A 22,353-nucleotide genomic window follows, 5' to 3' on the forward strand; every position below is an offset into this window, starting at 1 on the left:
CGGGATGCCGCCCGCGGATGCGATCCTCGACGGCGCCGCGCAGACCCGCGATGTCGAAGGCCCAGACGATGGCACCGTAGAGCACCATGCCGAGCGGCACGCAGAGCGCCAGCGCGGTGGCGGGCGGCAGATCGCGGAAGGGCGCGAGCGCCAGCCCCATGGCGAGGCAGGCCGCTGCCGCCGCTGCGATCTCCCGCCAGGGCAGGACGAGGCGATTCGGTCCCGTCAGCGCCCGCAGGGCGAGACCGAGGAAGGCTGCCCCGAGCCCGGCCGTCTGCGCGAGCGCGATGCCAGCCGGCCCGAAGCGGGACGGCAGCACGAGCAGGCCGATCCCGTTGACGGCGAGGCCGAGAAACGCCGCCGCGATGACGGGCATCGTCTTCCGCCGGATCTGGAAGACCGGGTTCAGGGCGAAATGCATCAGCGAGAGGCAGAACAGGCCCGGGACAAGGAGAACCGCGTAGATGGCGAAGGGGCCGCGATAGGCCTCCGGCACCACCAGCGCCTGCAACGCCGGCAGGATCGCCCAGAAGCCGACGGCGCAGGGCAGGAGCAGCGCGACCACGGTCGCCGCATTGCGGGCCACCTGCCGCTCCGCCTCGGCGGCGCCGTGATGCTCCTCCGCCCGGACGGCGATCTGGAACAGGAGCAGGTCCAGGGCGGTGCCGAGGGTGCTGAGGCTGCGCAGGGTCACGTCGGCGGCGAGGGCGAAGTAGCCGGCCTCCGCGAAGCCCGCCTGCGCGGCGAGGGTCGCCCGGTTGAAGAAGGGCATCGCCTGATAGATCGCGTTGGCGGCGATGAGCGGCAGGCCGTAGATCAGGAACAGCCGCCACGTCTCGCGCAGCCGCACCCGCTGGACCGGAACCGACGGATCGCGCAGCGGCCCCCGCAGCAGGAAGACCGTGGCGCATTGCCCGATCGCGAAGGCGACGAGGACGGAGGAGGGGTGCGGCAGGTACCACGCGGTCGCCGCCATCAGGGCGAAGGCGAGCGCGTTCTTGAGGGCCACGAGACCGAGATAGAGCCCGCCGTCGAACCGGGCGCGGGCGAGCGCCGCGTGGTAATCGAACACGCCGATGCCCAACGCCGCGAGGGCCGTCCCGGCCAGGAGGGCGCCGCGGCTCTCCGGCCCCCCCTCGATGCCGAACCCGGCGCAGAGCAGGGCGCCGGCGAGCAGAAGGAGCGCGAGCGCGGCGTAGGCCCGGTCGAGCCCGTGGCGGATCCAGGGCTCGTTCGCGCGGACGCGGGCCGAGTAGAACCGGGTCGCGGAGAGGCGCAGCCACTCGAACAGCACGGTGTTGATGACGATGGCGCCGGCCGTGGCGAGGGCGAAGCGCCCGAAATCCGCCGGCCCGAGCAGCTTCGCGATGACGAGGCCCAGGATGAAGTTCAGACCGGCATTCAGCACGAAGGCGGCGATCACGGCCATCATGGCCCCCCGGACGGATGCCCCGCATCGGCGCGGCGGGACGCATCGCCGCTCCATAGCGGTGGACGCGTAAGATTCCCCTAATCCGGCGCGAAGATGACGGCCGCACCCGCCCGACGCGGCCGGATGCCGAGCGGGACTGCAGGGTTGGCGCCATATGTGTGGATCGTTCGAACGGTCCGGAACTGTCCCGCCACGGTTGTCGTTGCTTGCGCAGTTTCAACCCTGGAGGGATTTTATGCGCAATCAGATCCTCGCCGCCGCGACGCTGCTCAGCCTCCTCGGCGTGCAGGCCGCCACCGCCGAGACCACGGTGATCCGCCGCGATGCGCCGGACACGGTCGTGGTCGACCGGCCGTCGACCGAGCGCAAGACGGTCGAGACCCGCGACCGGGCCGACGGCTGCTCGTCGAAGACGGTGTCGAAGGAGAACGAGTACGGCGACCGCAAGACGGTTCACAAGGAAAGCTGCGACTGACCGATCCTCTCGGTCCCGCGGCCGCGAATAGGCTGCGACAGGCGCCCTCTCCCGGCCGGGAGAGGGCGTTTCCGTTTGAGCCCCTGCGACGGTTACGGGGTCTCCGCGCCGAGCGCCTTCTCGTAGCGCCACGCCTCCATCCCGTCCTCGTAGTAATCGGGCTTCACCGCGAACCTGCGGTAGCCGCGACGCTCGTAGAGGCGGATGCCCGCGCTGTTGTCGGCCCGGACCTCGAGCCGCAGATGCGTGCAGGCGTGGCGGCGCGCGTCGGCCTCGGCCGCGTCGAGCAGCAGACCGCCGAGGCCGAGCCCCGTCCGACTCGGCGCCACCGCGATCGAGGAGAGCCGCGCGCGGCGGGACCCCCTGCGCCGCTCCAGGGTCGCGGCGCCGACGAGGACCGGCTCGCCCCGCTCGCCCTCGGTCACGGCCACGAGCAGCGTCATGCTCGGCGAGCGGATCGCATGGCGGATGGCGCGGCGTTCGGCCCGGTCGGTGGAGAAGGCGGCGTCCTCGAGCGCGACGAGGGCGTCGAGATCGTCCCGTGCTGCGGGGCGCACCTCGACGATCGCGTGCCGGGCCGGCGCGAGGGTGTTCACGCTGCCACCCAGGTGTAGGTCCAGGTCTCGGACAGGGCGTGCCCGCCCGAGCGGAGAAAGACCCTCAGTTCCGAGGCGTCGCCGGCCGCCTCGCACCGCACGTCGATGGCCGCGCGCAATCCCTTGATGTGCGGGTTCGGCACCAGCGACGTCGCGACGATGCGGCCGGGCGAGGCCGTCGCCACGACCTCGACGCCGCCCGGTTCGGGCAGCCAGTAGGCGAGGTCGCCGCCCGTGAAATCGACGAGGAAGCGGCGGGTGAGCGCAGGCCCCGCCTCGCTGGCGCGGGCGGCCCCGCTCGCGGCCGCGCCCACCACGTAGGTGTTGGCGACGCGGGCGTTGCGGTGCAGATCGTCCCGTCCCATCGCCCGCACGCGATACGCGATGCGGACGGGCTCTCCCGGCCGCGCCGGCGCCTTCGGCCGCCAGAAGGCGACGACATTGTCGGCCGTCTCGTTGTCGGTGGGCAGTTCCATCAGCATCACGCTGCCCTCGCCCCACGCACCCTCGGGCTCGACGAAGTAGCTCGGCCGGCGATGATAGCTGGCCTCGAGGTCCTGATAATCCTCGAAGCTGCGGTCGCGCTGCAGCAGGCCGAAGCCCTTCGGATTGGAATCCGCGAAGCTGGAGATGCGGCGCGCCCTCGGATTGTCCAGCGGCCGCCACAGCCACTCGCCGGTTCCCGCCGCCATCAGGAGCCCGTCCGAATCGTGCAGTTCGGGCCGGTAATCGTCCGAGGCTTGGCGATCGTTCTCGCCGATGAAGTACATCGAGGTCAGCGGCGCGAGGCTGATCGTGGCGATCTCCCGCCGGGGGTGGAGCGAGGCCCGGACCGACACGCTCGACTCCTCGCCCGGCCGCACCGTGAAGGTGTAGGCGCCGGCGAGCGAGGGGCTGTCGAGGAGCGCGTGCAGGACGAGCGGGTCCGAACGCGCCTCGGGCGTCTCGACCCAGAACTCGCGGAAGAACGGGAATTCCTCCGCACCGGCGCTGCCCTCGACGTCGATCGCGAGTCCGCGGGCCGAGAGGCCGTAGAGCTGGTCGCGCCCGAGGAAGCGGTAGTAGCTCGCGCCGAGGAAGACGATCAGCTCGTCGAGGAGGTTCGGCTTGTTCAGGTTCGTGTGGATGCGCAAACCCGCGAAGCCGAGATCGACCGGCAGCGGCTTCTCGATCTTCGTGCGGCCGAAATCGAACAGGCTCGCCTGGTAGGGGATCGGCGTCGCCACGCCGCGCCGCACGAGATTCACGGTCACGGGCCGCTTGAACAGGAAGCCGGGGTGGAAGAGCTGCAACCGGTAGGGACTGTCGGCGGCGTTCAGGAACGCCTTGTCCGGCTTGAAGCGGATGTCCCGCCACGCGTCGTAATCGAGCTTGGCGAGTTGCGGCGGGAGCGCCGGCTCGCGCAGGTCGAACGGGGCGGCGGCGAGTTCCCGGGCCCTCGCCTCCACCGCCTCGAAGCCGAAGGGCTTGGGATTCCTCCCCTCCCCGCTCGATGCCGGCGGCGAGGGCGCGAAGGCGGCGGCCGCGAGGCCCGTGACGATGGCGCGGCGGCTGGGCTCGGTCATGATCCTCGTCGCGTTGGCGGCTTGGCCGGCGGAGCCGGGCCGTGTGTCCGGGGGCTCAGATGCGCCCTCCCCCGGCGCTTGGAAAGCCCGGGGGGCGGGGGCCGCGGCGTTTCTGCAACAAAACGGTGAAAGAGCGGGGATTCCCGGCGGCCCGGCCACGTTTTTCCCTTGTGACGGGGGTCCGCCGCACGTATATCCCGCCTGCCCAATTTCGCACGTGCCTGTGGCCGCGTGTCGGTTGGTGGGCATCCGGTCAACTGCCGGACAGCCGCCAGGGGTCTTAAAGGATCGATGGTCGACAGGGTGGATTCCCTCCGGCCGGCATCCAGGTGGCAACACCGGACCCCGACAACAACCGGCAGCCGGAGGCGAAACCGGCGAACCCCGCTCTCCACGGGGGACGCAGCTTAAAGCAACGACGAACGGGCTTTTTTGGTCTCGTCGGCCCTCCAAAGGCCGGCACCGAAGAGGCTTGTTTCTCTTTGCCCGGCGTGCGGTTGGGGTCTCCCCTTCCAATCCACGGCAGCTTCCGGGTGCTCTGCGCCCGCTCGGATTTGCGTGTCTCCAAAGCACGCGGGCCCGCGCGACGCATCGCCCCCTGACGCCGGCGGCCCTCATCGGCCGCCAGACATTCGACATCGCGCCCCGCGTGAGGGCGCCTGCGAACCTGTGGTGGGGACGTCCATGACCGATCGCATCCGCGACTTCCTGCGCGCACGCCGCGACCTCGGCCGCGACGAGGGGCCCGTGATGGTCCTCGATCTCGACGTGGTGCGCGAGAACTACACCGCCTTCGCCCGTGCGCTGCCCGACACCCGCGTCTTCTACGCGGTGAAGGCGAACCCGGCGCCGGAGGTGCTGCGCCTCCTCGCCGAGATGGGCTCCTGCTTCGACACGGCCTCCGTCGCCGAGATCGAGATGGCGCTCGCCGCCGGCGCCACGGCGGACCGCCTCTCCTTCGGCAACACCATCAAGAAGGAGCGCTGCATCGGCCGTGCCCTCAAGCTCGGCGTGCGCCTCTTCGCCGTCGATTGCGAGGCCGAGGTCGAGAAGATCTCTCGCGCGGCCGAGGCGGCCGGCATCGAGGCCGGCGAGGTGAAGGTGTTCTGCCGCATCCTCTGCGACGGCGCAGGCGCCGAGTGGCCGCTCTCGCGCAAGTTCGGCTGCGTGCCCGAGATGGCGGTCGGCGTGTTGGAGCACGCGCACCGTCAGGGGCTCCACGCCTACGGCGTGTCCTTCCATGTGGGCTCGCAGCAGGCGAACACGGAAGCCTGGGACGGGGCGCTCGCCTCCGCCTCCATGATCTTCCGCGAATGCGCCCTGCGCGGCATCGGGCTCTCGATGGTCAATCTCGGCGGCGGCTTCCCCACCAAGTACCTGAAGCAGGTGCCGGGCGTGGAATCCTACGGCGACGCGATCTTCCGGGCGCTCACCAAGCACTTCGGCAACCAGATCCCGGAGACGATCATCGAGCCGGGCCGCGGCATGGTCGGCAATGCCGGGATCATCGAGGCCGAGGTCGTGCTCGTCTCGCGGAAGTCGGATGCGGAGGACGAGGTGCGCTGGGTCTATCTCGACATCGGCAAGTTCGGCGGTCTCGCCGAGACGATGGACGAGTCGATCCGCTACGCGATCCGGACCGACCACGACGAGGACCGCATGGCTCCCTGCGTGCTCGCCGGGCCGACCTGCGACTCGGCGGACGTCCTCTACGAGAAGGTCCATTACCCGCTCCCGGTCTCCCTCTCGATCGGCGAGAAGGTCCTGATCGAGGGTGCGGGCGCCTACACCACGACCTACGCTGCGGTGGCCTTCAACGGCTTCCCCCCGCTCGAGCAGATCGTGATCTGACGCCTCGACCCGGGCGGCGACCCCGCCCGGCTCCAGCGCATCACCTGCGCCCATCCGAACCTCACCGTCCCGGACGGCCGGCCTCGCGAATGAGGCGGGTGCGAGGGCTGTCGCATCTCCCCAGAACCGCCGGGAGGCCACGGCCGTGATCGAGATCCGCGAAGAGCACCCGAGCGACGTCGCAGGCCGCGAGCGTCTGCTCGACGCCTGTTTCGGCCCGTCCCGCTTCGCCAAGACCTCCGAGCGCCTGCGCGAGGGACGGCTGCCCGCGCGCGGTCTCGCGCTCACCGCGACCCGCCGCGGGCGGCTCGTCGGCACGGTGCGCCTCTGGCACGTCGAGGCGGGTCCCGCCCGCCCGGCCCTGCTCCTCGGGCCGCTCGCGGTCGATCCGGCGATCCACGGTCAGGGCCTCGGCAAGGTGATGATGCACGCCGCCCTCGGCCGGGCGGAGGCGCTCGGCCACGGCGCCGTGCTCCTCGTCGGCGACGCACCCTATTACGCGCGCTTCGGCTTCACGCCGGAGGCTGCCGCGGGCCTCTGGCTGCCCGGCCCGTTCGAGCGGGAGCGCTTCCTCGGTCTCGCATTGCGGGCGGATGCGCTCGCCGGCGCCGAGGGACTCGTCCGCCCAACCGGCATCCCCGCTCCGGCGCAGGCCGTGCCGGCCGTCGCGGCCGAGGCGCGACGACGCGCCGCCTGACAGGACGGGCGGCCGCCCCCTCCCCTAAGGGGGAGCACGCCGGTCGTCCGCTACGGGGCGAGGCGGGCCGAGGGAGCGCCCGAACCGACCGCGATGTCGAAATGCAGGACGTCCTCGCGCGCGCCGAGCTTCGTGTAGAGGGCGATGGCGGGCGCGTCGCCGTGATCGGCCTGGACGAAGACGACCCAGGCGCCCCGCTGCACGGCGATTGCCCGCAGATGCTCGATCAGGCCCGTCGCCACGGATTGCCGCCGGTGCTGCGCGGCGACGGCAAGGTCGTAGATGTAGATCTCCCGCCGCATCCGCTCGAACTTGTCGAACTCGTAGGCGACGAGACCGCCCAGGACCTCGTCGTCCCTCACGGCCACGATCGCGATGACGTGGTCCCTGGCCAGCAGGTCCCGGAGATAGGCGTCCGGCGGCGGGTCGCCCTGATACGTCTCGCGGTCGCCGAAGGCTTCGGCGAAGACCGCGTTCAGCCTCCGCAGCAGGGCGGCGTCCTGGGAGCGCAGACGTCGGAAGGCGACGGGTGGACGAGTCATGCCCGAGCGTAGCGAAGGCCCGGTCGTCCCGGAAGGACCGGAAGACGCCCCGCCGCGCTCGGCCGGGCCTCGGATTCGACGATCAGCGTCCCGGCTCGATCGCCGGCAACTCGTTCGGCGGCAGGGCCGGGCCGGCACTCGCCTGGGCCTGCGGTCCGGCGGTTCCGCGGGCGCGGTTGGCGAGGGCCACGGTCAGTTTCTCGGCGGCGTCGGGCTGCATCACCGCGAGCACCTCGGCCATCTTGCGCGGGTTCATCGCGAGCACGATTGGCACGAGCACGTCGTGGTTGAGGCGGTCGAAGACGCGGGCGGCGTCCTTCGGCTTCATCGTCTCGTACATCGTGACGAGGTTGCGCAGGCCCGCCTTCTCGGCCTCGGCGCGCTTGGCGCCTCCGGTATCGGCCTTGTCCTCCGCCTGCTTGAGGTCGTTGAGGCCGCTCTCGAGCTTGCGCTCGGCCTCGCCCAGCATCTGCTCGCGCAGGTCGAGATCCTGGCTGCGCTGCTTCAGGGCATCGCGCCGGGCGCCGAGCTTCTCGAGGAGCGCGCGCTCGGCCGGCGAGACGGGCTCGGGCATCGGCGGCTGCGCCTGCGGGGGCGGCTCGGCCGGCTTCTCCTTCTCGGGCTCCTTGGCGCCGACGGATCCCGTCGTGGTCGGGTCCGGCAATTCGTAGCCCGTGCGCGCCTCCGCCAGGACGCGGGCGAAGCTCGGCAGATCCGCGCCGGGCCTGTCGACATCGGTGGCGATCGAGGCGAGCTTCAGCACGAGGAGCCCGCCGGCGGCGAGCGTCACGGCGTCGATCAGGCGCAGGCGGAAGGGGCGCTGCGGGCGCCGGCGCGCGAGGCCGAGGGGCGTGCGCGCTCGCACGGCCTTCGCGAGGGCCGGAGCCGCCGCGTTTGCGGGTGTCGCCGCGTTTACCGGGGTCGCTTTGCCGGCGGCGGGCTTGTCGCTCATGCGGCGCGGCTCCGGATGCGGCTCAGCGCCCGCTCGGACATGGCGAGGGCGGCGGCGGCCGCGGCGCCGAGGCGCTCGCCGTTCGGGCTCTCGGGCAGCACGGGTGCGGCGACGACGGGTGCGGCGGGCGCGGGCTCGTGCCGGAGAGTGGCCTGCGCGTGGGCGTGCGCGTGGCTCTGCGCTTGGGTATGGGGCTGGGGCTGGGGCTGGGCCGCCGGCCGGAACTCGGCGACGATGGCACCGATCCGCGCGATCACGCCCTCGCCCGCCTGGACCTGCGCGGCGATGTCGGCCGCGTAGCGCTCCGCGGTGCCGAGGCGCTCGGCGAGGGTGCGGTCGGCCTCGGCCAGCGCCCCCCGCAGGCCGACGATCGCCCGCTCGGCATTGCTCGTCGCCACCATCAGGTCGCCGATCGTCTGGCGGAGCGCCGTCTCGTCGCCCTTCAGCTGCGCGATCCGGCGCGAGAGCCGCACCGAGGTCAGGATCGTCGCCACGAGGAGCACGGCGACGAGGATGTCCGCGAGCAGCGTGATCAGCAGACTCATGACGCTACCCGTCGTTCCGGTTGTTCATGGAGGCCTCGAAGGCCTGCAGCGTGGTGCGCGAGCGGCGCAGGGGCCGCGTCACCTGCACCGCGATGTTGTCGTCGACGCGCCCGATCCGCCCCTGCGTGAGCGCCCAGTCGCCGCAGCGGACGGTGATCAGGTCCGAGGGCTTGGCGTCGAACATCAGCGTGTCGCCGACCTTGAGGCCCATGACGCGCTTCAGCGGCAGCATCATCTCGTGCAGCACCGCCTCCATCGCCACGTCGGCCTGCCAGATCTCGGTGGCGAGGTGGCCTTCCCAGACGTGGTCGCGCCCGAGCTTCTCGCCCATGAAGCTCTGCATGAGCAGTTCACGGATCGGCTCGATCGTGGCGTAGGGGAACAGGATCTGCAGGAGGCCGCCGCGCCCGTCCATGTCGAGGCGCAGGCCGATCAGGATGGCGGCGTTGGCGGGCCGCGTGATGGTGGCGAAGCGCGGGTTCGTCTCGATCCGGTCGATCTGGAACCGCACCGGCGAGAGCGGCTGGAAGGAGAGCTCCAGGTCGCCGAGGATGATCTCGACGAGGCGGCGCACGAGCTGCATCTCGATCGTCGTGAAGGGGCGCCCGTCGAGCCGGCTCGACGAGCCGCCGCGCTTGCCCCCGAGCAGCAGGTCGAGGGTCGAGTAGGCGAGGTTCGACTCGACCGTGACGAGGCCCGAATTCTCCCAGGCATCCGCCCGGAACACCCCGAGCAGGGTCGGCAGGGGGATCGCGTTGAGGTAATCGCCGAAGCGGACCGAGGTGATGTTGTCGAGGGTGACCTCGACGTTGTCCTGGAAGAAGTTGCGCAGCGAGGTCGACAGCAACCGGATCATCCGGTCGAAGACGATCTCCAGCATCGGCAGGCGTTCGTACTGGACGACGCCCGAATCGACGATGGCGCGCACGCCCCCCGCGCCGGAGGCCGACAGCTCGCGCAGCGAGAAGCCGAGGACGCCGTCAATCTCCTCCTGGTTGAGGATGCGGTCGTTTCCGGCGAGTTCGGGGAGGTTGTCGCTCTCCCCGTCCTCGATCATCGTCGCCCATTCGGCGGCGACGTCGCTGGCGTTGCGGGTGGTGCCCTGCTCGGCGAGCGCCGCGCCCCATTCCTCGGCGAGCGACGCGTCGCCCCCGCCCTCGCCGTTCTGCTCCAGCAGCGCGGCGGACCAGTCGTCCTCCTCCAGGGTCGGATCGTCGGGTTCCATGATGCTTACGACAATCCGCTACTGGATGATCACGTCCTTGAAGAGCACCGCCTCGACCCGGGCGGGGTGCAGCGCGATGTTGACCCGCCGCAGCAGCTCTTCGCGCAGCCGGTAGAGCCCGGCCGACCCGGCGAGGTCGCTCGCGCGCAGCTCGCGCATGTAGACCTGCAGCGAATCCTCCACCCGGGGCATCAGCGGCTTCACCTCGGCCTCGACCTTGGCGTCGCGCAGTTCGAGCGCGATGCGCAGCTTGGCGAAGCGCGCCTTGTCCTGGCCGAGCTCGGGGGTGAGGTTGAGGACCATCTCGCGCACGTCGAGGAAGACGGCGGTCTTGCGGACATCCGCGGGCTGGGCGGCCTGTTCCGCCTCGGCATGGGCCGCGGCCCGCTTCTTCATCATGACGAACCCGCCGCCCCCGCCGACCGCCAGGAGTGCCGCGGCGGCGATGATGACGAGCTTCTTCTTACTTTTCGGGGCTTCCGCCTCGCCGCCCTCGCCTTCGGCGGGCGCCTTCTTCGGCTTCTTGGCCATGACGCGTCGTCCGAGCTCCGACCCGGAAACCGCGGGTTGTGCGGGGTCCGGCCCAAGCTCAGGTATTCGCCCGTACGGTTAATGGCCGGTTAAGCCGGCAATTCCTGCCGGGCGATGTTTGCCGGGAGGCGCGTTCCTGCCACACCCGGCCGGCGAGCGCCCTACCCGCAAGCCCTTGATCTGGCGAGAGGATCGGCGACGGCACGGCTTGGCACGCCGGATGCGGGTAACGTTAACGGCGCCCCTCGCGCCGATCCGGATCCAAGCGATGCAGAACGCTCTCTTCGTCGGTGTCTCGAGCCAAGTTGCGCTCCAGCGCGAGCTCGACGTGATCGCCAACAACATGGCGAACGTCTCGACCACCGGTTTCAAGGCGCGCAACACCCGCTTCCAGGAATACCTGATGCCGGTGGCGAGCGCGGATTCCTTCAAGACCTCGGACCGGCGCCTCTCCTACGTGATCGACCAGGGCACGACCCTCGATCTCGGCCAGGGGCCGATCGAGCAGACGGGAAACCCGCTCCACGTGGCGGTGCGGGGCGACGCCTTCCTCACGGTGCAGACGCCGCAGGGGCCGCGCTACACCCGCAACGGCGCCTTCGAGTTCGACGCGCAGGGCAACCTCGTCACGAGCGACGGCTACGCGGTCCAGGGCGAGGCCGGCCCGATCGCGATCGGGCCTCAGGAGACGGGCGTTCAGATCGGCCCGGACGGCACGGTCTCCACCAATCTCGGCATCCGGGGCCGCATACGCCTCGTCACCTTCGCGAACCGGCAGCGCCTGCAGAACGAGGGCGCGAACCTCTATTCCTCGGCCGACCAGCCCCAGCCCGCCGGGATCGCGGGCCGCCTCGAATCCGGAGCGCTGGAGCGCTCCAACGTCAAGCCGGTCATCGAGATGACCCGGCTCATGGACGTCAACCGCAGCTACGCGATGGTCTCCAGCGTGATCTCGCGCCTCGACGACCTGCGCGGCACGGCGATCCGCCGCCTCGCCGACGTCGCCTGAACCCGGAGTAGGCCCCCATGCGCGCCCTCTACGCCGCCGCCACCGGAATGGCGGCCCAGGAACTCAACGTCCAGGTCATCTCCAACAACATCGCGAACCTGCGCACCACGGGCTACAAGCGGCAGGCCCCGCATTTCCAGGACCTGCTCTACCAGAACCTGCGCCGCTCCGGCTCCTCGACCTCCGACCAGAACACGCAGCTCCCGGCGGGCCTCGCCCTCGGCTCCGGCGTGAAGACGGTCTCGACGGCCCGGATCATGTCGCAGGGCACGCTGACCTCGACCGAGAAGGATTACGACGTCGCGGTCCGCGGCGAGGGCTATTTCCGGGTGACCATGCCGGACGGGCGCACGGCCTACACCCGCGACGGCTCGTTCGACCTGTCGGCCCAGGGCCAGCTCGTGACCCGCGACGGCTACCTCGTCGATCCCGGCGTTACCGTGCCGAACACCGCGACCTCGGTGCAGATCAGCGCCACCGGCGCCGTGCAGGCGACGCTGCCCGGCCAGACCGCGCCGCAGGCGCTCGGCCAGTTCCAGCTCTCGCGCTTCGTCAACAAGGTCGGCCTCGAATCGATCGGCGACAACCTGTTCGTCGAGACCGCGGCCTCGGGGCCGGCGATCAACGGGCTGCCGGGCTCGGAGGGCTTCGGCAACCTGCAGCAGGCCTATCTCGAGGAGGCGAACGTCAACGCCGTCACCGAGATCTCGTCCCTGATCGCGGCCCAGCGCGCCTACGAGATGAACTCGAAGGTCGTCACCGCCGCCGACCAGATGCTCTCCACCACCTCCCAGATGTTCCGCAGCTAGCAGGACGCCTGAGCGCGATGACCGTGTTCCCCGAATCCCTCGCTTCCGACCCGACCGACGCGATCCCGCCGCTCGAGGAGCGGCCGCCGCTCTGCGCCGCCCGCCTCACCGTCGGGGTGCTGGGGCGCCTCACCGGCATGCTGCTGACGCTGCTCGCGATCGGCTATTTCACCCTGCCGGCCTTCGCGGCGGAGACGCTGCGCCTGCGCGGCGACGTCACCGCCCGCGGCGACGTGCTGAGCCTCGGCGACCTCGTCGAGGGGGCCGGCGCCGAGATGGCCGGCAAGCCCCTGTTCCGCGCGCCGGCCCTGGGCGCCACCGGGACGATCCAGACCCGCCGCATCCTCGATGCGGTCGCGGGCCTCGGGCTCGGCCCGGTCGAGACCGGCGGCCGGGTGCAGGTCGCGATCCAGCGGGCGGCGCGCCGGGTCGGGGCGCCGGAGATCGAGGCGGCCCTGAAGCGGACCCTGGAGAGCGGCCACGGGCTCGATCCGCGCGTGATCAGCATCCGCCTCGACGGAGAGGCGCCGGTGCTGCTCGCTCCCGTCGACCTGAATGGGGCCGCGGCCGCCCTCGACGTGGTCTACGAGCCCCGCTCGCGCCGGGTGACGGGCCTGATCAGCCTCGGGGAGCGGCAGGCTTCCCTGCGCGTGTCCGGCCTCGTCGTCGAGATGCGCGAGGTCGCCATCCTTGCCCGCGCGATCAGGAACGGGGAGCCGGTCACCGCCGCCGACGTGACGCTGGAGCGCCGCCCGCGCGAGAGCACGCCCGTCGACGCCCAGGCGAACCTCGCCGCCATCGCCGGCGAAGTCGCCCAGCGCGCGCTCGGCGCCGGCACCCTCCTGCGCGTCGGCGACACCGCGCCGCCCGAACTCGTCGCCCGCGGCGAGGCGGTCTCCATCGTCTACGAGACGCCGGGCGTGAGCCTGACGATGCGGGGACAGGCGAACGAGGCCGGCCGCCTCGGCGCGACCGTCACCGTCCTCAACGTCGCCTCGAAGAAAGTCCTCCAGGCCGTGGTCGTCGGGCCCGCCCGCGTCTCGGTCGGCCCCGCCGCCCCGCAGCGCCAGGCGAGCGCGGCCCTGCCCGCCCCGATCCGCTGAGCGACCCCTCTCCACGAGTGAAGCGTCCGATGCCCTGCCTCAACCGCCCGATCGCCCTCGCCGCCCTCGTCGCCCTCACGGGCGGCCTCGGCGCCTGCAACACGGCCGACCGCCTGTCCCAGGTCGGCGAGCGGCCCGCCCTGTCGGCGATCGAGGATCCGACTGCCCAGGCCGGCTACAAGCCGGTGCGGCTGCCGATGCCGGAGCTCCAGCCCGTCTCCTACGCGCCGAACTCGCTCTGGCGCACGGGCTCGCGGGCCTTCTTCAAGGATCAGCGCGCGGCGCGGATCGGCGACCTCGTCACGGTGAAGGTCAACGTCACCGACAAGGCGAACCTGAACAACGAGACGAAGCGCTCGCGCTCGAACACCGAGGGCTTCGGCCTGCCGAACGCCTTCGGCCTGGAGAACGACGCGAAGGCGGCCGGCATCGCCGCGGACAAGCTCGTCAACGCCACGTCCACCAGCGCCAGCGACGGCGCCGGCTCCGTCCAGCGGGCCGAGCAGGTGACGACGAACATCGCGGCCATCGTCACGCAGGTGCTGCCGAACGGGAACCTCGTGGTCGAGGGCAAGCAGGAGATCCGCGTGAACTTCGAGGTCCGCGAGCTGATCGTGGCGGGCGTGGTGCGGCCGGAGGACATCGAGTCGGACAACACGATCGACTCGGCCAAGATCGCCCAGGCCCGGATCGCCTATGGCGGCCGCGGCCAGATCTCGGATGTCCAGCAGCCGCGCTACGGCCAGCAGATCGTCGATATCCTGCTGCCCTTCTGAGCGCCCTCTCAGTGCTCCGTGCCGGGCCTGTTCGGGCGCGGCGCGGCGCCGTGCTGCTCGGTGAAGGCGGAGCGCTGCGGGTCCTTCTTCGACGCCGCCACCCGCGCGCGCTGCCACAGCGCGACACCGATGACGATCGCGAGTGTCGCCACGGCGAGCACGATGATCAGCAGGTTGTTGTCCATCTCGACGTCCTCAGTGGAGGTTTCTGCGTCGAAAATGGACGGCTGAGCGCAAAGTTCCGGCGCTCTATTTCCGAGACTTTGATCCTGAACCGAAGAGTTGCACCGCAACTAGGATCAAAAACTCAGCGATACTGTCCACCCGGCTCGCCTCGGCGGCAGCCGCGCGGAGGCGTGGGCGGGCTATGGGAGACCGCTCAATCGTCGCGATAGACCCGCTCGCGCCGCTCGTGCCGCTCCTGAGCCTCCAGGGACAGGGTGGCAATCGGCCGCGCGTCGAGACGCTTCAGCGAGATCGGCTCGCCCGTCTCCTCGCAATAGCCGTAGGAGCCGTCCTCGAGGCGGGCGAGCGCCGCGTCGATCTTGCCGGTCAGCTTGCGCTGCCGGTCCCGGGCGCGCAGCTCGATCGCGCGGTCGGTCTCCGAGGAGGCGCGGTCGGCGAGATCGGGATGGTTCTCGTTCTCGCTCTGGAGCGCGACCAGGGTGTCCTGCGCCTCGCGCAGGATATCGTTCTTCCAGCCGAGCAGCTTGCGCCGGAAGTACTCGCGCTGCCGCTCGTTCATGAAGGGCTCGTCGTCGGTCGGAACGTAGCCGTCCTCGAGCGTCACCTTCGCCATCGTCGCCCTCACACTTCCCGTATAGTCGGTCCGCAACGATAATTTTCGAGCCGTATAGTCGAGGTCCCCCGCCGCTACAACGGATGCCGACCCTTCCGCGGCATCGGAGGCGTGGATGCCGTGCACAATGCGGCAATCACGTCACGGTGAGAGGTTTCCGCGCGAGGGGCTCAAGACCAGTCTCGGGGCGTCTCGGCCATCGGGCTAACCTTTGTTAAGGATCGGATCATCCAGTCTCGTGCGCCTCAGGCGGTCGCCGGCCGAGCGAGCTTGGCGAGCTCGACCGCCGCCCGGAGCTCGATCTCCGCCATCAGGCCGTCGAGTCGTGGGTCTCCGCTCGGGCCGGTCCGGTCCGCCAAGCGTCGGGCGACGACCTGCAATTCGTGCGCCGGCACGCGGCCCATGAGGATCGCGACCTTCAACCGGTCGAGCCCGTCGAGGAGGTCGTGGCCGCGGCGCGCCAGACGGCGGCGGCGCTCGGAGGGAGGCTCGTCCCCGGCCTGCAGCATCAGGACGGCGTCGAGGCCGGCCAGCGTCGCGGCGGCCGCCGGAGCCTGCGCCGTGCCCGGCTCGGCCGCGCCGCCGAGGCTGAAGGCGCGGCCGCCCTCGCTCCGCCGACCCGCCGCGACGCTGGCCGGCCCCTGTGCGGCAAGGCGGGTGTCGACGCGCATGAGGTGAGCTCAATCCCGGGTTCTTCGGGCGCGGCGGCGCCTGAGGCGGAACACTCGTGCCGGGTTGGTTAACCGTCGGTAAACGACCCGGCAGAAGCTGCCGGCCCGGCAGGAGGCGCCGGTGCGCAGGCGGCCTCGCGCGCCGGGGCTCTGAAAGAAATCTCGTTCCTTGTCAGAGTCTTACGCAAATCCCGGCTCTGGCATGGTCCTGGCAGGACGAGGGGCAGCTGCTCCCGCGATGCCCGGCATGACCCGCACCCTGAAGACGATCTGGCTCCTGGCGCTCGGCGCCCTCATCACCTGGACCGGGCCGGCCCTCGCCCTGTCGCGGGTGAAGGACCTCGCCTCGATCGAGGGCGTGCGCCAGAACCAGCTCGTCGGCTACGGCATCGTCGTCGGCCTCAACGGCACCGGCGACACACTCAACAACATCCCCTTCACCAAGCAATCCCTGCAGGCGATGCTGGAGCGGCTCGGCGTGAACACCCGCGGCGCCACCATGCGCACGCAGAACCTCGCCGCCGTGATGGTGACGGCGAGCCTGCCGCCCTTCGCCGCGCAGGGGACCCGCATCGACGTGACCGTCTCCTCCCTCGGCGACGCCAAGTCGCTCCAGGGCGGCACCCTCCTCGTGACGCCGCTCCTCGGCGCGGACGGCGAGGTCTACGCCCTGGCGCAGGGGTCGGTGGCGATCGCCGGCTTCGCGGCCGAGGGCGAGGCCGCCAAGATCACCCGCGGCGTGCCGACGAACGGGCGCATCTCGAACGGCGCCAATATCGAGCGCGAGATCGCGTTCCGGCTGAACGACGCGCGCTCCCTGCGCCTCTCGCTGCGCAACCCCGATTTCACGACCTCGAAGCGGATCGCGGCCGCGATCAACGACTTCATGGGCGCGGACACGGCCGAGCCGACGGACCCCGCCACCGTCACCATCCAGATCCCGCCGCGCTACCAGGGCAACATGATCCGCCTCGTGACCGAGGTGGAGCAGCTCAAGGTGGAGCCCGACCAGACCGCCAAGGTCGTCGTCGACGAGCGCTCGGGCATCATCGTGATGGGCCGCGACGTGCGCGTCTCCACGGTGGCGATCGCGCAGGGAAACCTCACCGTCACGATCACCGAGCAGCCGCAGGTCAGCCAGCCGAACCCCCTCTCGAACGGCGAGACCGTCGTGGTGCCCCGCAGCGCCGTGAAGGTCGATACCGGCGACGGCAACAAGCTCGCCCTCGTGAAGGAGGGCGTGACGCTGCGCGAACTCGTCGACGGGCTCAACGCCCTCGGCGTCGGCCCGCGCGACCTCATCTCGATCCTGCAGGCCATCAAGGCCGCGGGCGCCCTCCAGGCCGACATCGACCTGATGTGATGGTCCCCTCCTCTCCCCGTCCCTCCGCGAGGTGAAACGATGCTCCCGCTCGCAACCTTCGCCGCCACGGCGGCCATCGGGGTCGGCAAGTCGATCGCCGGCTCCATCGCCGCGGCGGCCTCGAAGCCCGACGCCTCTTCCGCGACCGAGGCCGCCAAGACCAAGGCCCGCAAGACCGCGTCCGAGTTCGAGTCGATGTTCCTCGAGCAATCCCTCGACCGCCTGACCCAGTCGGAGGGCACGGACGGGCCGCTCGGCGAGAACGGCACCGGCGGCGGCGTCTACCGCTCGATGCTCACCAAGGAATACGCGACGCAGGTCGTGAAATCGGGCGGCGTCGGCATCGCCGATCAGGTCTATCGCGAGATGATGCGTCTGCAGGAGGGCAACCGTGGCGCCTGATCGGGGAGCCCCGCTCCGCATCGCCGATCGCGCCGGGGCCGAGACCCTCGTCGCCGAGGTGATGGGGATCATGCAGGCCCTGGAGACCGTCCTCGGCGAGGAGAGTGCCCATGTGCGGGCCGGCCGCCTGCGCGAGGGGATCGGCCTCTCGGAGCGCAAGAGCGCGCTCGCGGCCGCGTATTTCCAGGGTGCCGAATCGGCGAAGCTGAACGCGGTCGCGCTCGCCCGCTTCGCGCCCCAGGGCGTCGAGAGCCTGAAGGCCGCCCATCGCCGCTTCGCGCAGGTCGTCGAGGCCAACCAGACGGTGCTGGCGACGGCCAAGACCGTGTCGGAGGGGCTCATCAAGTCGCTCGCCGACGAGATCGGCCGCGCCCGTGCGCCGAGCGTCTACGGCTCCCCGTCCACGAGCCCCTCCCCCTCCGGGAGCGGCACGCGCAGCGGCCCGCTGGTCCTCTCGCGCAGCCTGTGACCCGGGCCCGCGGCCCGGCTGCCCTGCCGGATCAGGGCCGGCCGTGCCCCATGCGCACGAAGGCGCGCACCGGCCCGTACTCGGACTCGCTGCGGGTGTCGATCGCGAAGCGGCCCGCGGCCGAGGGCGCGACGCGGGCGCCCGCGCCGGTCCGCGCGTCGATTCCGGCGCCGACCCGGCCCGACAGGCGAAAGCAGGTCCGCGCGCCCTTCGCCCGGACGAAGCCGGCGCCCTGCTCCGGGCAGGCCACGAGCCCGTCCGGCGCCTGGGCGCGGGCAAGGTCGCGCGCCGCGGCCTCGCTCCCGGCCCAGCATCCGGCCGCGATCAGGACAGCCACGACACGCCCCGTCATCCCTCGCCCTTCCCGCTGAGCCGAGCCCCTCCGTCCGATGCCCGCGCTCAGGACGGGCGGCGGGCGAGGTCGCGGTGGAGATCGTCGATATGGCCCTCGACCACGTCGAGGAAGGCGTCGAGTTCGGGAGCGCGAAGCCGGAGGCGCGCGAGGTCGCGCAGGAGGATGTCGAGCGCGACGACCTTGTCGGCGCGGTCGTGAAAATCCGAGACGTAGGCGTCCACGGCGGCCTCGGCCTGCAGGATCGCGCCGGACGGTGCCTCGCCGGCGAACCGGTTCAGGGCGCGTATCGACTGAGCAAGCTGTTCCATGACCGTCTCCCGCTGTTCCCGCGAAGCCCTTTCCCCACCGTGAGCGACCTGCAGACGCCCTCAAGACGGCGACAATGTGGTCGCCTCGCGGATGGCGGCACGGTCCGGCACCCCGGCCCGGGCCGGGATTGCCTCACGACGGCGTGCGGGAGGACGGGATCAGAGGTAGTTCACGAGCGACAGCTTCGAGATCATCGAGGTGACCTGGTAGCTCGCCTGCAGGCGGTTCTGCACGGCGAGCAGCTTGGCCGCCACATCCTCCATCGACGCGCTCTCGACGCCCTCGAGAGAATCCTGGAGCGTCGCCCGGGTCGTGCGGTTGGTGTCCGCCGCGCTCGTCAGCGTGGCCGAGGCGAGGCTGTAATCGCTCGCGATCTCGGGCAGGCCGGGCGACGTCTTGGCGTTCGTGAGGATCTGGGACGTGCGGGAGGCGAGCGCCTGGAAGCGGTCGTTCGTCACGGCGCCGGCGGGATCGGCGAGGACCTCGACGGCGAGCGCCGCCATGCCCGCCAGCGCCTCCTGGAAGGCCGGCTCGTTCGCCCGCCCGCCGACCGGCAGGTCGCGGTTGGCGCCGATCCGCACGCTCGCCGTGTCGCGCGCCGCACCGCCCGAATCCTCGCCCTGGTACCAGATCACGGTCTTGTTCTGCGGCGACTGGCCGTAGACCGGGTTGCCGGCGCCGTCCGTCGTGATGCGCCGGGGCTCGAAGCCCGCGACCGGCGAGCCGGCGAAGAAATCCTTCGCCGCGCGGGTGGTCGAGCTCGCCGAGAGCGGGCCCGCGGCGGCGTTCTGCAGCGCCGTCTTCAGGGAGGTGTTCAGATTCTGCGCGGTCGCCGTCGGGTCGGCGCCGATCACGAATTCGCCCGGCGTGCCCGTCGCGGGCGGCGCCTTGGCGGTCAGGGATACCGTCGTCGTGGTCCCGTCGTGGAGCTTGAGGCTGACCGTGACCGTGTCGCCGGGGTTCGGCTGGGCCGTCACCGCGATGCCGTAGGCCCCGGGCGAGCCGCCGCCGAAGCTCGCCGTGAGCGCGGGCGTGGCCGCGCTCTGGAAGCTCGCCACCTCCCCGTTCGGCCCGGCGAGCGCCTGCAGGGCGGTGCTCGCCGCGGCGGCGCTGCCGAAGAGCCCGAAACTGTCCGTCGAGCCGGCCGGGACGGGGTCGCGGACGGTGAGGTCGAGGGTCTTCTGGCTGCCGTCGGCGAGGTTGACGACGACGCGGAAGCTCTCGCCGACCTGCGGGGCGCGGTTCAGCGTGGCCTGCGTCGGCGCGGCGGTCGAGGTCGGCGTCACCGAGATCGCAGTGCCGGTCGCGACCGGGGCCTTGGCGAAGCGGAACCCGAAATTGGCGCGGCTCTCGCCGGTCGTGTCGGCGGGGTCCTCGCTGAGGTTGAGCGTCGTGCCGGTCGCCGTCAGCTTCAGGCGGCCGGTCTTGTCGGGCGCGCCGAGATCGGCCGCCTTCTGCTCCTGGACGAGGGTGGTCAGGCCGGCGAGCCCGTTCGCCGGATCGCCCTTCAGGATCACGTCGCTCGAGAGGACGGGCGGGGCGTCGGTGATCCGGCCGCCGAAGAGATACTGGCCGGCCGATTGCTGGTTCAGGGCGTCGAGGGCGCCGTCGAGGCTGGTGCGGGCGAGCTGCGCGTTCGTGGTGGCGCTCGCCGCGCCCAGGATGTTGTTGCTCAGGCCGGTGGTGAGGGTCGTCGAGAGCTTGATGACCTGGCTGACGCTCGCGCTCGCGAGCGCGACGCGCGTCTTCGCGCTGTCGATGGCCGCGTCGTAGCCGTCGAGGGCGCTCAGGGTGGCGTGCGCGCCGAGGCTCGTCACCCGGCCGGAGCCGAGGCCGCCATAGGTCTCCGCGGTGCGCCCCGTCGAGAGCTGCGTCGAGAGCGTGTCGAGCTGGCTCTTCAGGTTGAGGATGCCCTGCGTGTTGCGGTTCGTGACGTAGCTGCCGGCCGCGAAGGAGGAGATCGTCGTCATGGCTGCCCTCAGATCCGCAGGAGGGTGTCGAGCATGTCGCGGGCGGCCGTGAGCACGCGGGCATTGGCGGTGTAGGCGGTCTGCAACTCGATCAGGCGCGACATCTCCTCGTCGATGTTCACGCCCGCGCTCGACGAGAAGCGCCCCTGCGCCGTCGCCAGCGCCACGCCCTGGCCCTCGTCGAGGTTCCGGGCGTTGACCGAGGCCGCGCCCTGCGCCGCGATGATGTCCTGCGTGAATCCGACCACGCTGGCGCTGTGCGGCGCGTCGATGCCGCCGATCCCGCTCGCCGCCGAGAAGGTCTGCTTGGCGCTCGTCAGGGCGTCGTAGAGGAAGAGCGGCCGCACCGTGTCGGGGGAGGTGCTGGTGGCGCTCCCCGCGACGAGGCTCGCCGTGTTGTTGGCGACCGCCGGGTTCACGGCGAGGCGCTGCGCGAGGCCGGTGAGCTGCGATCCGGCATCGAAGGAGCCCGTGACGAGGCTGCTCGTCCCGTCGACAAAGAGGGGGATGTAGGGGAATCCGGAGCTCACGTCGCTCGCCGAGGCGGGCTTCGTGATCCCCGCGCTCGCCGACGCGACCTGCCACGTGCCGGGGCTCTCGAAGCGCACCCTCCCGCCCGAGACGCCGGTGGCGGTGATGTCGAGGGCCGGGCTGACGCGACCGGAGAGCGCGCTGAGCGCCGTCTGAAGGGAGGCGCCGTAGGTCGACGGCCCGCCCGAGATGTCGAAGGTCTGCACGAGGGCGGTCGGGTCGGCCGTCTGGGCCGGGTCGACGTTCGGCGTCCCGACGCCGGACGCGATCAGGATGACGTTGCGCACCACGCCGTTCTGCTGGATCGGCACCGTGACGGTGTTGCCCGGCTTGATCCCGGTGAGGTCGAGATCCGCCTGGGCGGGCGTCACCCCGGCGCTCGCGGTCGCGGAGACCGTCTGGTCGGTGAGCGCGCGGGCGAGCCCGCCCGCGAGGTCGTCGAGCTGGCGCTGGGCCTGCGGCAGGATCGTGTCGCGCAGCTCGAACTCGGCGGCGAGGGTGCCGGAGCGCAGGGTGCCCGGCTCGCCGAGATCGATCACCGCGCCGCCCGGCGTCGTGGCCGTGATCGTGCCGACGCCCCGCTTGCTCGGATCGCTCGCGTAGGCGGCCTTCGCGTCGAGCGTGCCGCGCCCGTCGAAGGTCAGCGTCGCGGAAAGGCCACGGTCCACGAGGGTGACGCCGGAGGTCGTGAGCACACTCACCGTCCCGTCCCGCTGCGCCACGGTCTTCACGTCGAAGTAGCTGGAGAGCTGCGTGATCTGCTGGTCGCGCTGGTCGAGGATCGCGGCGCGGGTCGCGTCGTCCGAGGTGCTCGTGGCCTTGATGTTGAGGTCGGCGATCGAGGAGAGGAGGTCGCTGGCCGCGCGCGTCTCGGTCCCGAGCCGGCTCTCGACGCCGCTGCGCAGCTCCTGGACGCTGTTGGCGATGCTGCCGATCTGGCCCGCGAGCGTCGCGGCCGTCTGCACCACGGTGGTGCGGGCGGCGGTGGAGTTGGTGTTGGCGGCGAGCGTCTGCAGCGCCTGCGTGAAGGTGTTGAGGATGCCGTCCAGCGCCGTCGAGGATCCGGGCGTGCCGTAGAGCTTGTCGATCTGCGAGATCACGTCGGCCTTGACCGAGGTGTAGGCGGCGCCCGCCGTCTCGAGCCGGAGCTGCTTCAGCGCCGCCTCGTCGAAGGTGCGCGCCACCGTGCCGACCGCGACGCCGTTGTTGCCCGCCCCCATCGAGACGGGCGTGAGCGTGCGGCGGACATAGCCCGCCGTGCCGGCATTGGCGACGTTCTGCGAGACGATGCCGATCGCCGCCTGCATGGCCTGCAGGCCGGCGGTCGCGGTGCCGAGGGCGTTCACCGACATGTCACACCTCCCGGCCGGGCGCGC

Annotated in this window: 25 protein-coding genes; 10 read left to right on the top strand and 15 right to left on the bottom strand. The window is 71.4% G+C overall.

From position 1 onward, the window contains the following. On the bottom strand, positions 1 to 1,429 hold a 1,429-nt coding region (locus E1J50_RS16970; RefSeq protein ID WP_132255025.1), incomplete at its 3' end, for a lipopolysaccharide biosynthesis protein. A 238-nt stretch (positions 1,430 to 1,667) separates the two neighbouring features. Here E1J50_RS16970 and E1J50_RS16975 point away from each other — a divergent pair. Next, positions 1,668 to 1,907: a hypothetical protein gene (locus tag E1J50_RS16975; RefSeq protein WP_132255026.1), complete on the top strand. Its 240-nt coding sequence runs from the start codon at positions 1,668 to 1,670 to the stop codon at positions 1,905 to 1,907. Positions 1,908 to 1,999: 92 nt separating this feature from the next. On the opposite strand, the gene E1J50_RS16980 is transcribed toward E1J50_RS16975, so the two are convergent. Continuing rightward, positions 2,000 to 2,503 carry a GNAT family N-acetyltransferase gene (locus tag E1J50_RS16980; protein WP_132255027.1) on the bottom strand — a complete coding sequence of 168 codons (504 nt, stop codon included), beginning with the start codon at positions 2,501 to 2,503 and terminating at the stop codon, positions 2,000 to 2,002. Beyond that, a complete protein-coding gene (locus E1J50_RS16985; RefSeq protein WP_132255028.1) occupies positions 2,500 to 4,068 on the bottom strand; it encodes a glucan biosynthesis protein G in 1,569 nt (522 codons plus the stop codon). Before E1J50_RS16985 ends, E1J50_RS16980 begins: the two co-directional genes overlap by 4 nt. Before the next feature lie 684 nt (positions 4,069 to 4,752). On the opposite strand from E1J50_RS16985, the gene E1J50_RS16990 reads away from it, so the two are divergent. Then, positions 4,753 to 5,919: a type III PLP-dependent enzyme gene (locus E1J50_RS16990; protein ID WP_132255029.1), complete on the top strand. Its 1,167-nt coding sequence runs from the start codon at positions 4,753 to 4,755 to the stop codon at positions 5,917 to 5,919. A 145-nt stretch (positions 5,920 to 6,064) separates the two neighbouring features. Beyond that, on the top strand, positions 6,065 to 6,616 hold the full coding sequence (locus tag E1J50_RS16995; RefSeq protein ID WP_132255030.1) for a GNAT family N-acetyltransferase: 552 nt from the start codon (positions 6,065 to 6,067) through the stop codon (positions 6,614 to 6,616). A gap of 50 nt (positions 6,617 to 6,666) precedes the next feature. On the opposite strand, the gene E1J50_RS17000 is transcribed toward E1J50_RS16995, so the two are convergent. The 5 genes from E1J50_RS17000 to fliL all read right to left on the bottom strand — a co-directional run bounded on the left by E1J50_RS17000 (position 6,667) and on the right by fliL (position 10,411). Next, positions 6,667 to 7,158 carry an AAC(3)-I family aminoglycoside N-acetyltransferase gene (locus E1J50_RS17000; RefSeq protein ID WP_132255031.1) on the bottom strand — a complete coding sequence of 164 codons (492 nt, stop codon included), beginning with the start codon at positions 7,156 to 7,158 and terminating at the stop codon, positions 6,667 to 6,669. Between the two features lie 82 nt (positions 7,159 to 7,240). Then, complete coding sequence (locus E1J50_RS17005; RefSeq protein ID WP_245516614.1) at positions 7,241 to 8,110, bottom strand: MotE family protein; 870 nt, start codon at positions 8,108 to 8,110, stop codon at positions 7,241 to 7,243. Further along, positions 8,107 to 8,655 carry a DUF6468 domain-containing protein gene (locus E1J50_RS17010; protein WP_132255032.1) on the bottom strand — a complete coding sequence of 183 codons (549 nt, stop codon included), beginning with the start codon at positions 8,653 to 8,655 and terminating at the stop codon, positions 8,107 to 8,109. Before E1J50_RS17010 ends, E1J50_RS17005 begins: the two co-directional genes overlap by 4 nt. A 4-nt stretch (positions 8,656 to 8,659) precedes the next feature. Continuing rightward, positions 8,660 to 9,880 carry a flagellar motor switch protein FliM gene (fliM, locus tag E1J50_RS17015; protein ID WP_132255033.1) on the bottom strand — a complete coding sequence of 407 codons (1,221 nt, stop codon included), beginning with the start codon at positions 9,878 to 9,880 and terminating at the stop codon, positions 8,660 to 8,662. A gap of 18 nt (positions 9,881 to 9,898) precedes the next feature. Continuing rightward, complete coding sequence (gene fliL, locus E1J50_RS17020) at positions 9,899 to 10,411, bottom strand: flagellar basal body-associated protein FliL (protein ID WP_132255034.1); 513 nt, start codon at positions 10,409 to 10,411, stop codon at positions 9,899 to 9,901. Positions 10,412 to 10,679: 268 nt separating this feature from the next. On the opposite strand from fliL, the gene flgF reads away from it, so the two are divergent. From flgF to flgH, 4 genes are read left to right on the top strand one after another with little or no spacing between them, the layout of a single operon-like run. After that, a complete protein-coding gene (flgF, locus tag E1J50_RS17025; RefSeq protein WP_132255035.1) occupies positions 10,680 to 11,420 on the top strand; it encodes a flagellar basal-body rod protein FlgF in 741 nt (246 codons plus the stop codon). A 17-nt stretch (positions 11,421 to 11,437) separates the two neighbouring features. Continuing rightward, positions 11,438 to 12,229 (top strand): flagellar basal-body rod protein FlgG, encoded by a 792-nt coding sequence (gene flgG, locus E1J50_RS17030; RefSeq protein WP_109891304.1) that lies wholly within the window; start codon positions 11,438 to 11,440, stop codon positions 12,227 to 12,229. 17 nt (positions 12,230 to 12,246) lie between these two features. After that, the gene (gene flgA, locus E1J50_RS17035; RefSeq protein WP_132255036.1) at positions 12,247 to 13,332 is read left to right on the top strand and encodes a flagellar basal body P-ring formation chaperone FlgA; all 1,086 of its coding nucleotides are present in this window, start codon (positions 12,247 to 12,249) and stop codon (positions 13,330 to 13,332) included. Between the two features lie 29 nt (positions 13,333 to 13,361). Beyond that, entirely contained in the window at positions 13,362 to 14,108 is a 747-nt protein-coding gene (gene flgH / locus E1J50_RS17040; RefSeq protein ID WP_132255037.1) for a flagellar basal body L-ring protein FlgH, read from the top strand. An 8-nt stretch (positions 14,109 to 14,116) separates the two neighbouring features. Here flgH and E1J50_RS27415 read toward each other — a convergent pair whose 3' ends face one another. The 3 genes from E1J50_RS27415 to E1J50_RS17050 form a co-directional block, all read right to left on the bottom strand. After that, complete coding sequence (locus tag E1J50_RS27415) at positions 14,117 to 14,293, bottom strand: hypothetical protein (RefSeq protein WP_165937898.1); 177 nt, start codon at positions 14,291 to 14,293, stop codon at positions 14,117 to 14,119. A gap of 194 nt (positions 14,294 to 14,487) precedes the next feature. Further along, positions 14,488 to 14,907 carry an RNA polymerase-binding protein DksA gene (gene dksA, locus E1J50_RS17045; RefSeq protein ID WP_132255038.1) on the bottom strand — a complete coding sequence of 140 codons (420 nt, stop codon included), beginning with the start codon at positions 14,905 to 14,907 and terminating at the stop codon, positions 14,488 to 14,490. A gap of 245 nt (positions 14,908 to 15,152) precedes the next feature. Beyond that, positions 15,153 to 15,578 carry a flagellar assembly protein FliX gene (locus E1J50_RS17050; RefSeq protein WP_132255039.1) on the bottom strand — a complete coding sequence of 142 codons (426 nt, stop codon included), beginning with the start codon at positions 15,576 to 15,578 and terminating at the stop codon, positions 15,153 to 15,155. Between the two features lie 247 nt (positions 15,579 to 15,825). On the opposite strand from E1J50_RS17050, the gene E1J50_RS17055 reads away from it, so the two are divergent. Genes E1J50_RS17055 through E1J50_RS17065 form a run of 3 tightly spaced genes read left to right on the top strand, consistent with a single transcriptional unit; the run spans position 15,826 to position 17,812 of the window. Continuing rightward, on the top strand, positions 15,826 to 16,941 hold the full coding sequence (locus E1J50_RS17055; protein WP_132255040.1) for a flagellar basal body P-ring protein FlgI: 1,116 nt from the start codon (positions 15,826 to 15,828) through the stop codon (positions 16,939 to 16,941). A gap of 39 nt (positions 16,942 to 16,980) precedes the next feature. Further along, on the top strand, positions 16,981 to 17,343 hold the full coding sequence (locus E1J50_RS17060) for a rod-binding protein (RefSeq protein WP_132255041.1): 363 nt from the start codon (positions 16,981 to 16,983) through the stop codon (positions 17,341 to 17,343). Next, positions 17,333 to 17,812, top strand: a complete 480-nt coding sequence (locus E1J50_RS17065; protein WP_132255042.1) for a hypothetical protein — start codon at positions 17,333 to 17,335, stop codon at positions 17,810 to 17,812. The genes E1J50_RS17060 and E1J50_RS17065 overlap by 11 nt, the downstream gene beginning before the upstream one ends. Positions 17,813 to 17,843: 31 nt before the next feature. Here the strand turns inward: E1J50_RS17065 and E1J50_RS17070 are convergent, their stop codons facing one another. From E1J50_RS17070 to flgK, 4 genes are all read right to left on the bottom strand, one after another. Beyond that, positions 17,844 to 18,164 (bottom strand): hypothetical protein, encoded by a 321-nt coding sequence (locus tag E1J50_RS17070; RefSeq protein ID WP_132255043.1) that lies wholly within the window; start codon positions 18,162 to 18,164, stop codon positions 17,844 to 17,846. A 47-nt stretch (positions 18,165 to 18,211) separates the two neighbouring features. Beyond that, positions 18,212 to 18,475 carry a hypothetical protein gene (locus tag E1J50_RS17075; RefSeq protein WP_132255044.1) on the bottom strand — a complete coding sequence of 88 codons (264 nt, stop codon included), beginning with the start codon at positions 18,473 to 18,475 and terminating at the stop codon, positions 18,212 to 18,214. A gap of 159 nt (positions 18,476 to 18,634) precedes the next feature. Then, positions 18,635 to 20,446: a hypothetical protein gene (locus E1J50_RS17080; RefSeq protein WP_132255045.1), complete on the bottom strand. Its 1,812-nt coding sequence runs from the start codon at positions 20,444 to 20,446 to the stop codon at positions 18,635 to 18,637. A gap of 8 nt (positions 20,447 to 20,454) precedes the next feature. Further along, positions 20,455 to 22,329: a flagellar hook-associated protein FlgK gene (gene flgK, locus E1J50_RS17085; protein WP_132255046.1), complete on the bottom strand. Its 1,875-nt coding sequence runs from the start codon at positions 22,327 to 22,329 to the stop codon at positions 20,455 to 20,457. Positions 22,330 to 22,353: the final 24 nt, after the last annotated feature.

The sequence above is a fragment of the Methylobacterium segetis genome, assembly GCF_004348265.1.
Lineage (GTDB): Bacteria > Pseudomonadota > Alphaproteobacteria > Rhizobiales > Beijerinckiaceae > Methylobacterium > Methylobacterium segetis.

What these genes read in the sequence shown, in the direction of transcription:
- E1J50_RS16975 (WP_132255026.1), top strand. Translation starts at nt 1,668, where the DNA reads ATGCGCAATCAGATCCTCGCCGCCGCGACGCTGCTCAGCCTCCTCGGC.
- E1J50_RS16985 (WP_132255028.1), bottom strand. Translation starts at nt 4,068, where the DNA reads ATGACCGAGCCCAGCCGCCGCGCCATCGTCACGGGCCTCGCGGCCGCC.
- E1J50_RS16990 (WP_132255029.1), top strand. Translation starts at nt 4,753, where the DNA reads ATGACCGATCGCATCCGCGACTTCCTGCGCGCACGCCGCGACCTCGGC.
- E1J50_RS17000 (WP_132255031.1), bottom strand. Translation starts at nt 7,158, where the DNA reads ATGACTCGTCCACCCGTCGCCTTCCGACGTCTGCGCTCCCAGGACGCC.
- E1J50_RS17005 (WP_245516614.1), bottom strand. Translation starts at nt 8,110, where the DNA reads ATGAGCGACAAGCCCGCCGCCGGCAAAGCGACCCCGGTAAACGCGGCG.
- E1J50_RS17010 (WP_132255032.1), bottom strand. Translation starts at nt 8,655, where the DNA reads ATGAGTCTGCTGATCACGCTGCTCGCGGACATCCTCGTCGCCGTGCTC.
- fliM (WP_132255033.1), bottom strand. Translation starts at nt 9,880, where the DNA reads ATGGAACCCGACGATCCGACCCTGGAGGAGGACGACTGGTCCGCCGCG.
- fliL (WP_132255034.1), bottom strand. Translation starts at nt 10,411, where the DNA reads ATGGCCAAGAAGCCGAAGAAGGCGCCCGCCGAAGGCGAGGGCGGCGAG.
- flgF (WP_132255035.1), top strand. Translation starts at nt 10,680, where the DNA reads ATGCAGAACGCTCTCTTCGTCGGTGTCTCGAGCCAAGTTGCGCTCCAG.
- flgG (WP_109891304.1), top strand. Translation starts at nt 11,438, where the DNA reads ATGCGCGCCCTCTACGCCGCCGCCACCGGAATGGCGGCCCAGGAACTC.
- flgA (WP_132255036.1), top strand. Translation starts at nt 12,247, where the DNA reads ATGACCGTGTTCCCCGAATCCCTCGCTTCCGACCCGACCGACGCGATC.
- flgH (WP_132255037.1), top strand. Translation starts at nt 13,362, where the DNA reads ATGCCCTGCCTCAACCGCCCGATCGCCCTCGCCGCCCTCGTCGCCCTC.
- E1J50_RS27415 (WP_165937898.1), bottom strand. Translation starts at nt 14,293, where the DNA reads ATGGACAACAACCTGCTGATCATCGTGCTCGCCGTGGCGACACTCGCG.
- dksA (WP_132255038.1), bottom strand. Translation starts at nt 14,907, where the DNA reads ATGGCGAAGGTGACGCTCGAGGACGGCTACGTTCCGACCGACGACGAG.
- E1J50_RS17050 (WP_132255039.1), bottom strand. Translation starts at nt 15,578, where the DNA reads ATGCGCGTCGACACCCGCCTTGCCGCACAGGGGCCGGCCAGCGTCGCG.
- E1J50_RS17055 (WP_132255040.1), top strand. Translation starts at nt 15,826, where the DNA reads ATGACCCGCACCCTGAAGACGATCTGGCTCCTGGCGCTCGGCGCCCTC.
- E1J50_RS17060 (WP_132255041.1), top strand. Translation starts at nt 16,981, where the DNA reads ATGCTCCCGCTCGCAACCTTCGCCGCCACGGCGGCCATCGGGGTCGGC.
- E1J50_RS17070 (WP_132255043.1), bottom strand. Translation starts at nt 18,164, where the DNA reads ATGACGGGGCGTGTCGTGGCTGTCCTGATCGCGGCCGGATGCTGGGCC.
- E1J50_RS17075 (WP_132255044.1), bottom strand. Translation starts at nt 18,475, where the DNA reads ATGGAACAGCTTGCTCAGTCGATACGCGCCCTGAACCGGTTCGCCGGC.
- E1J50_RS17080 (WP_132255045.1), bottom strand. Translation starts at nt 20,446, where the DNA reads ATGACGACGATCTCCTCCTTCGCGGCCGGCAGCTACGTCACGAACCGC.
- flgK (WP_132255046.1), bottom strand. Translation starts at nt 22,329, where the DNA reads ATGTCGGTGAACGCCCTCGGCACCGCGACCGCCGGCCTGCAGGCCATG.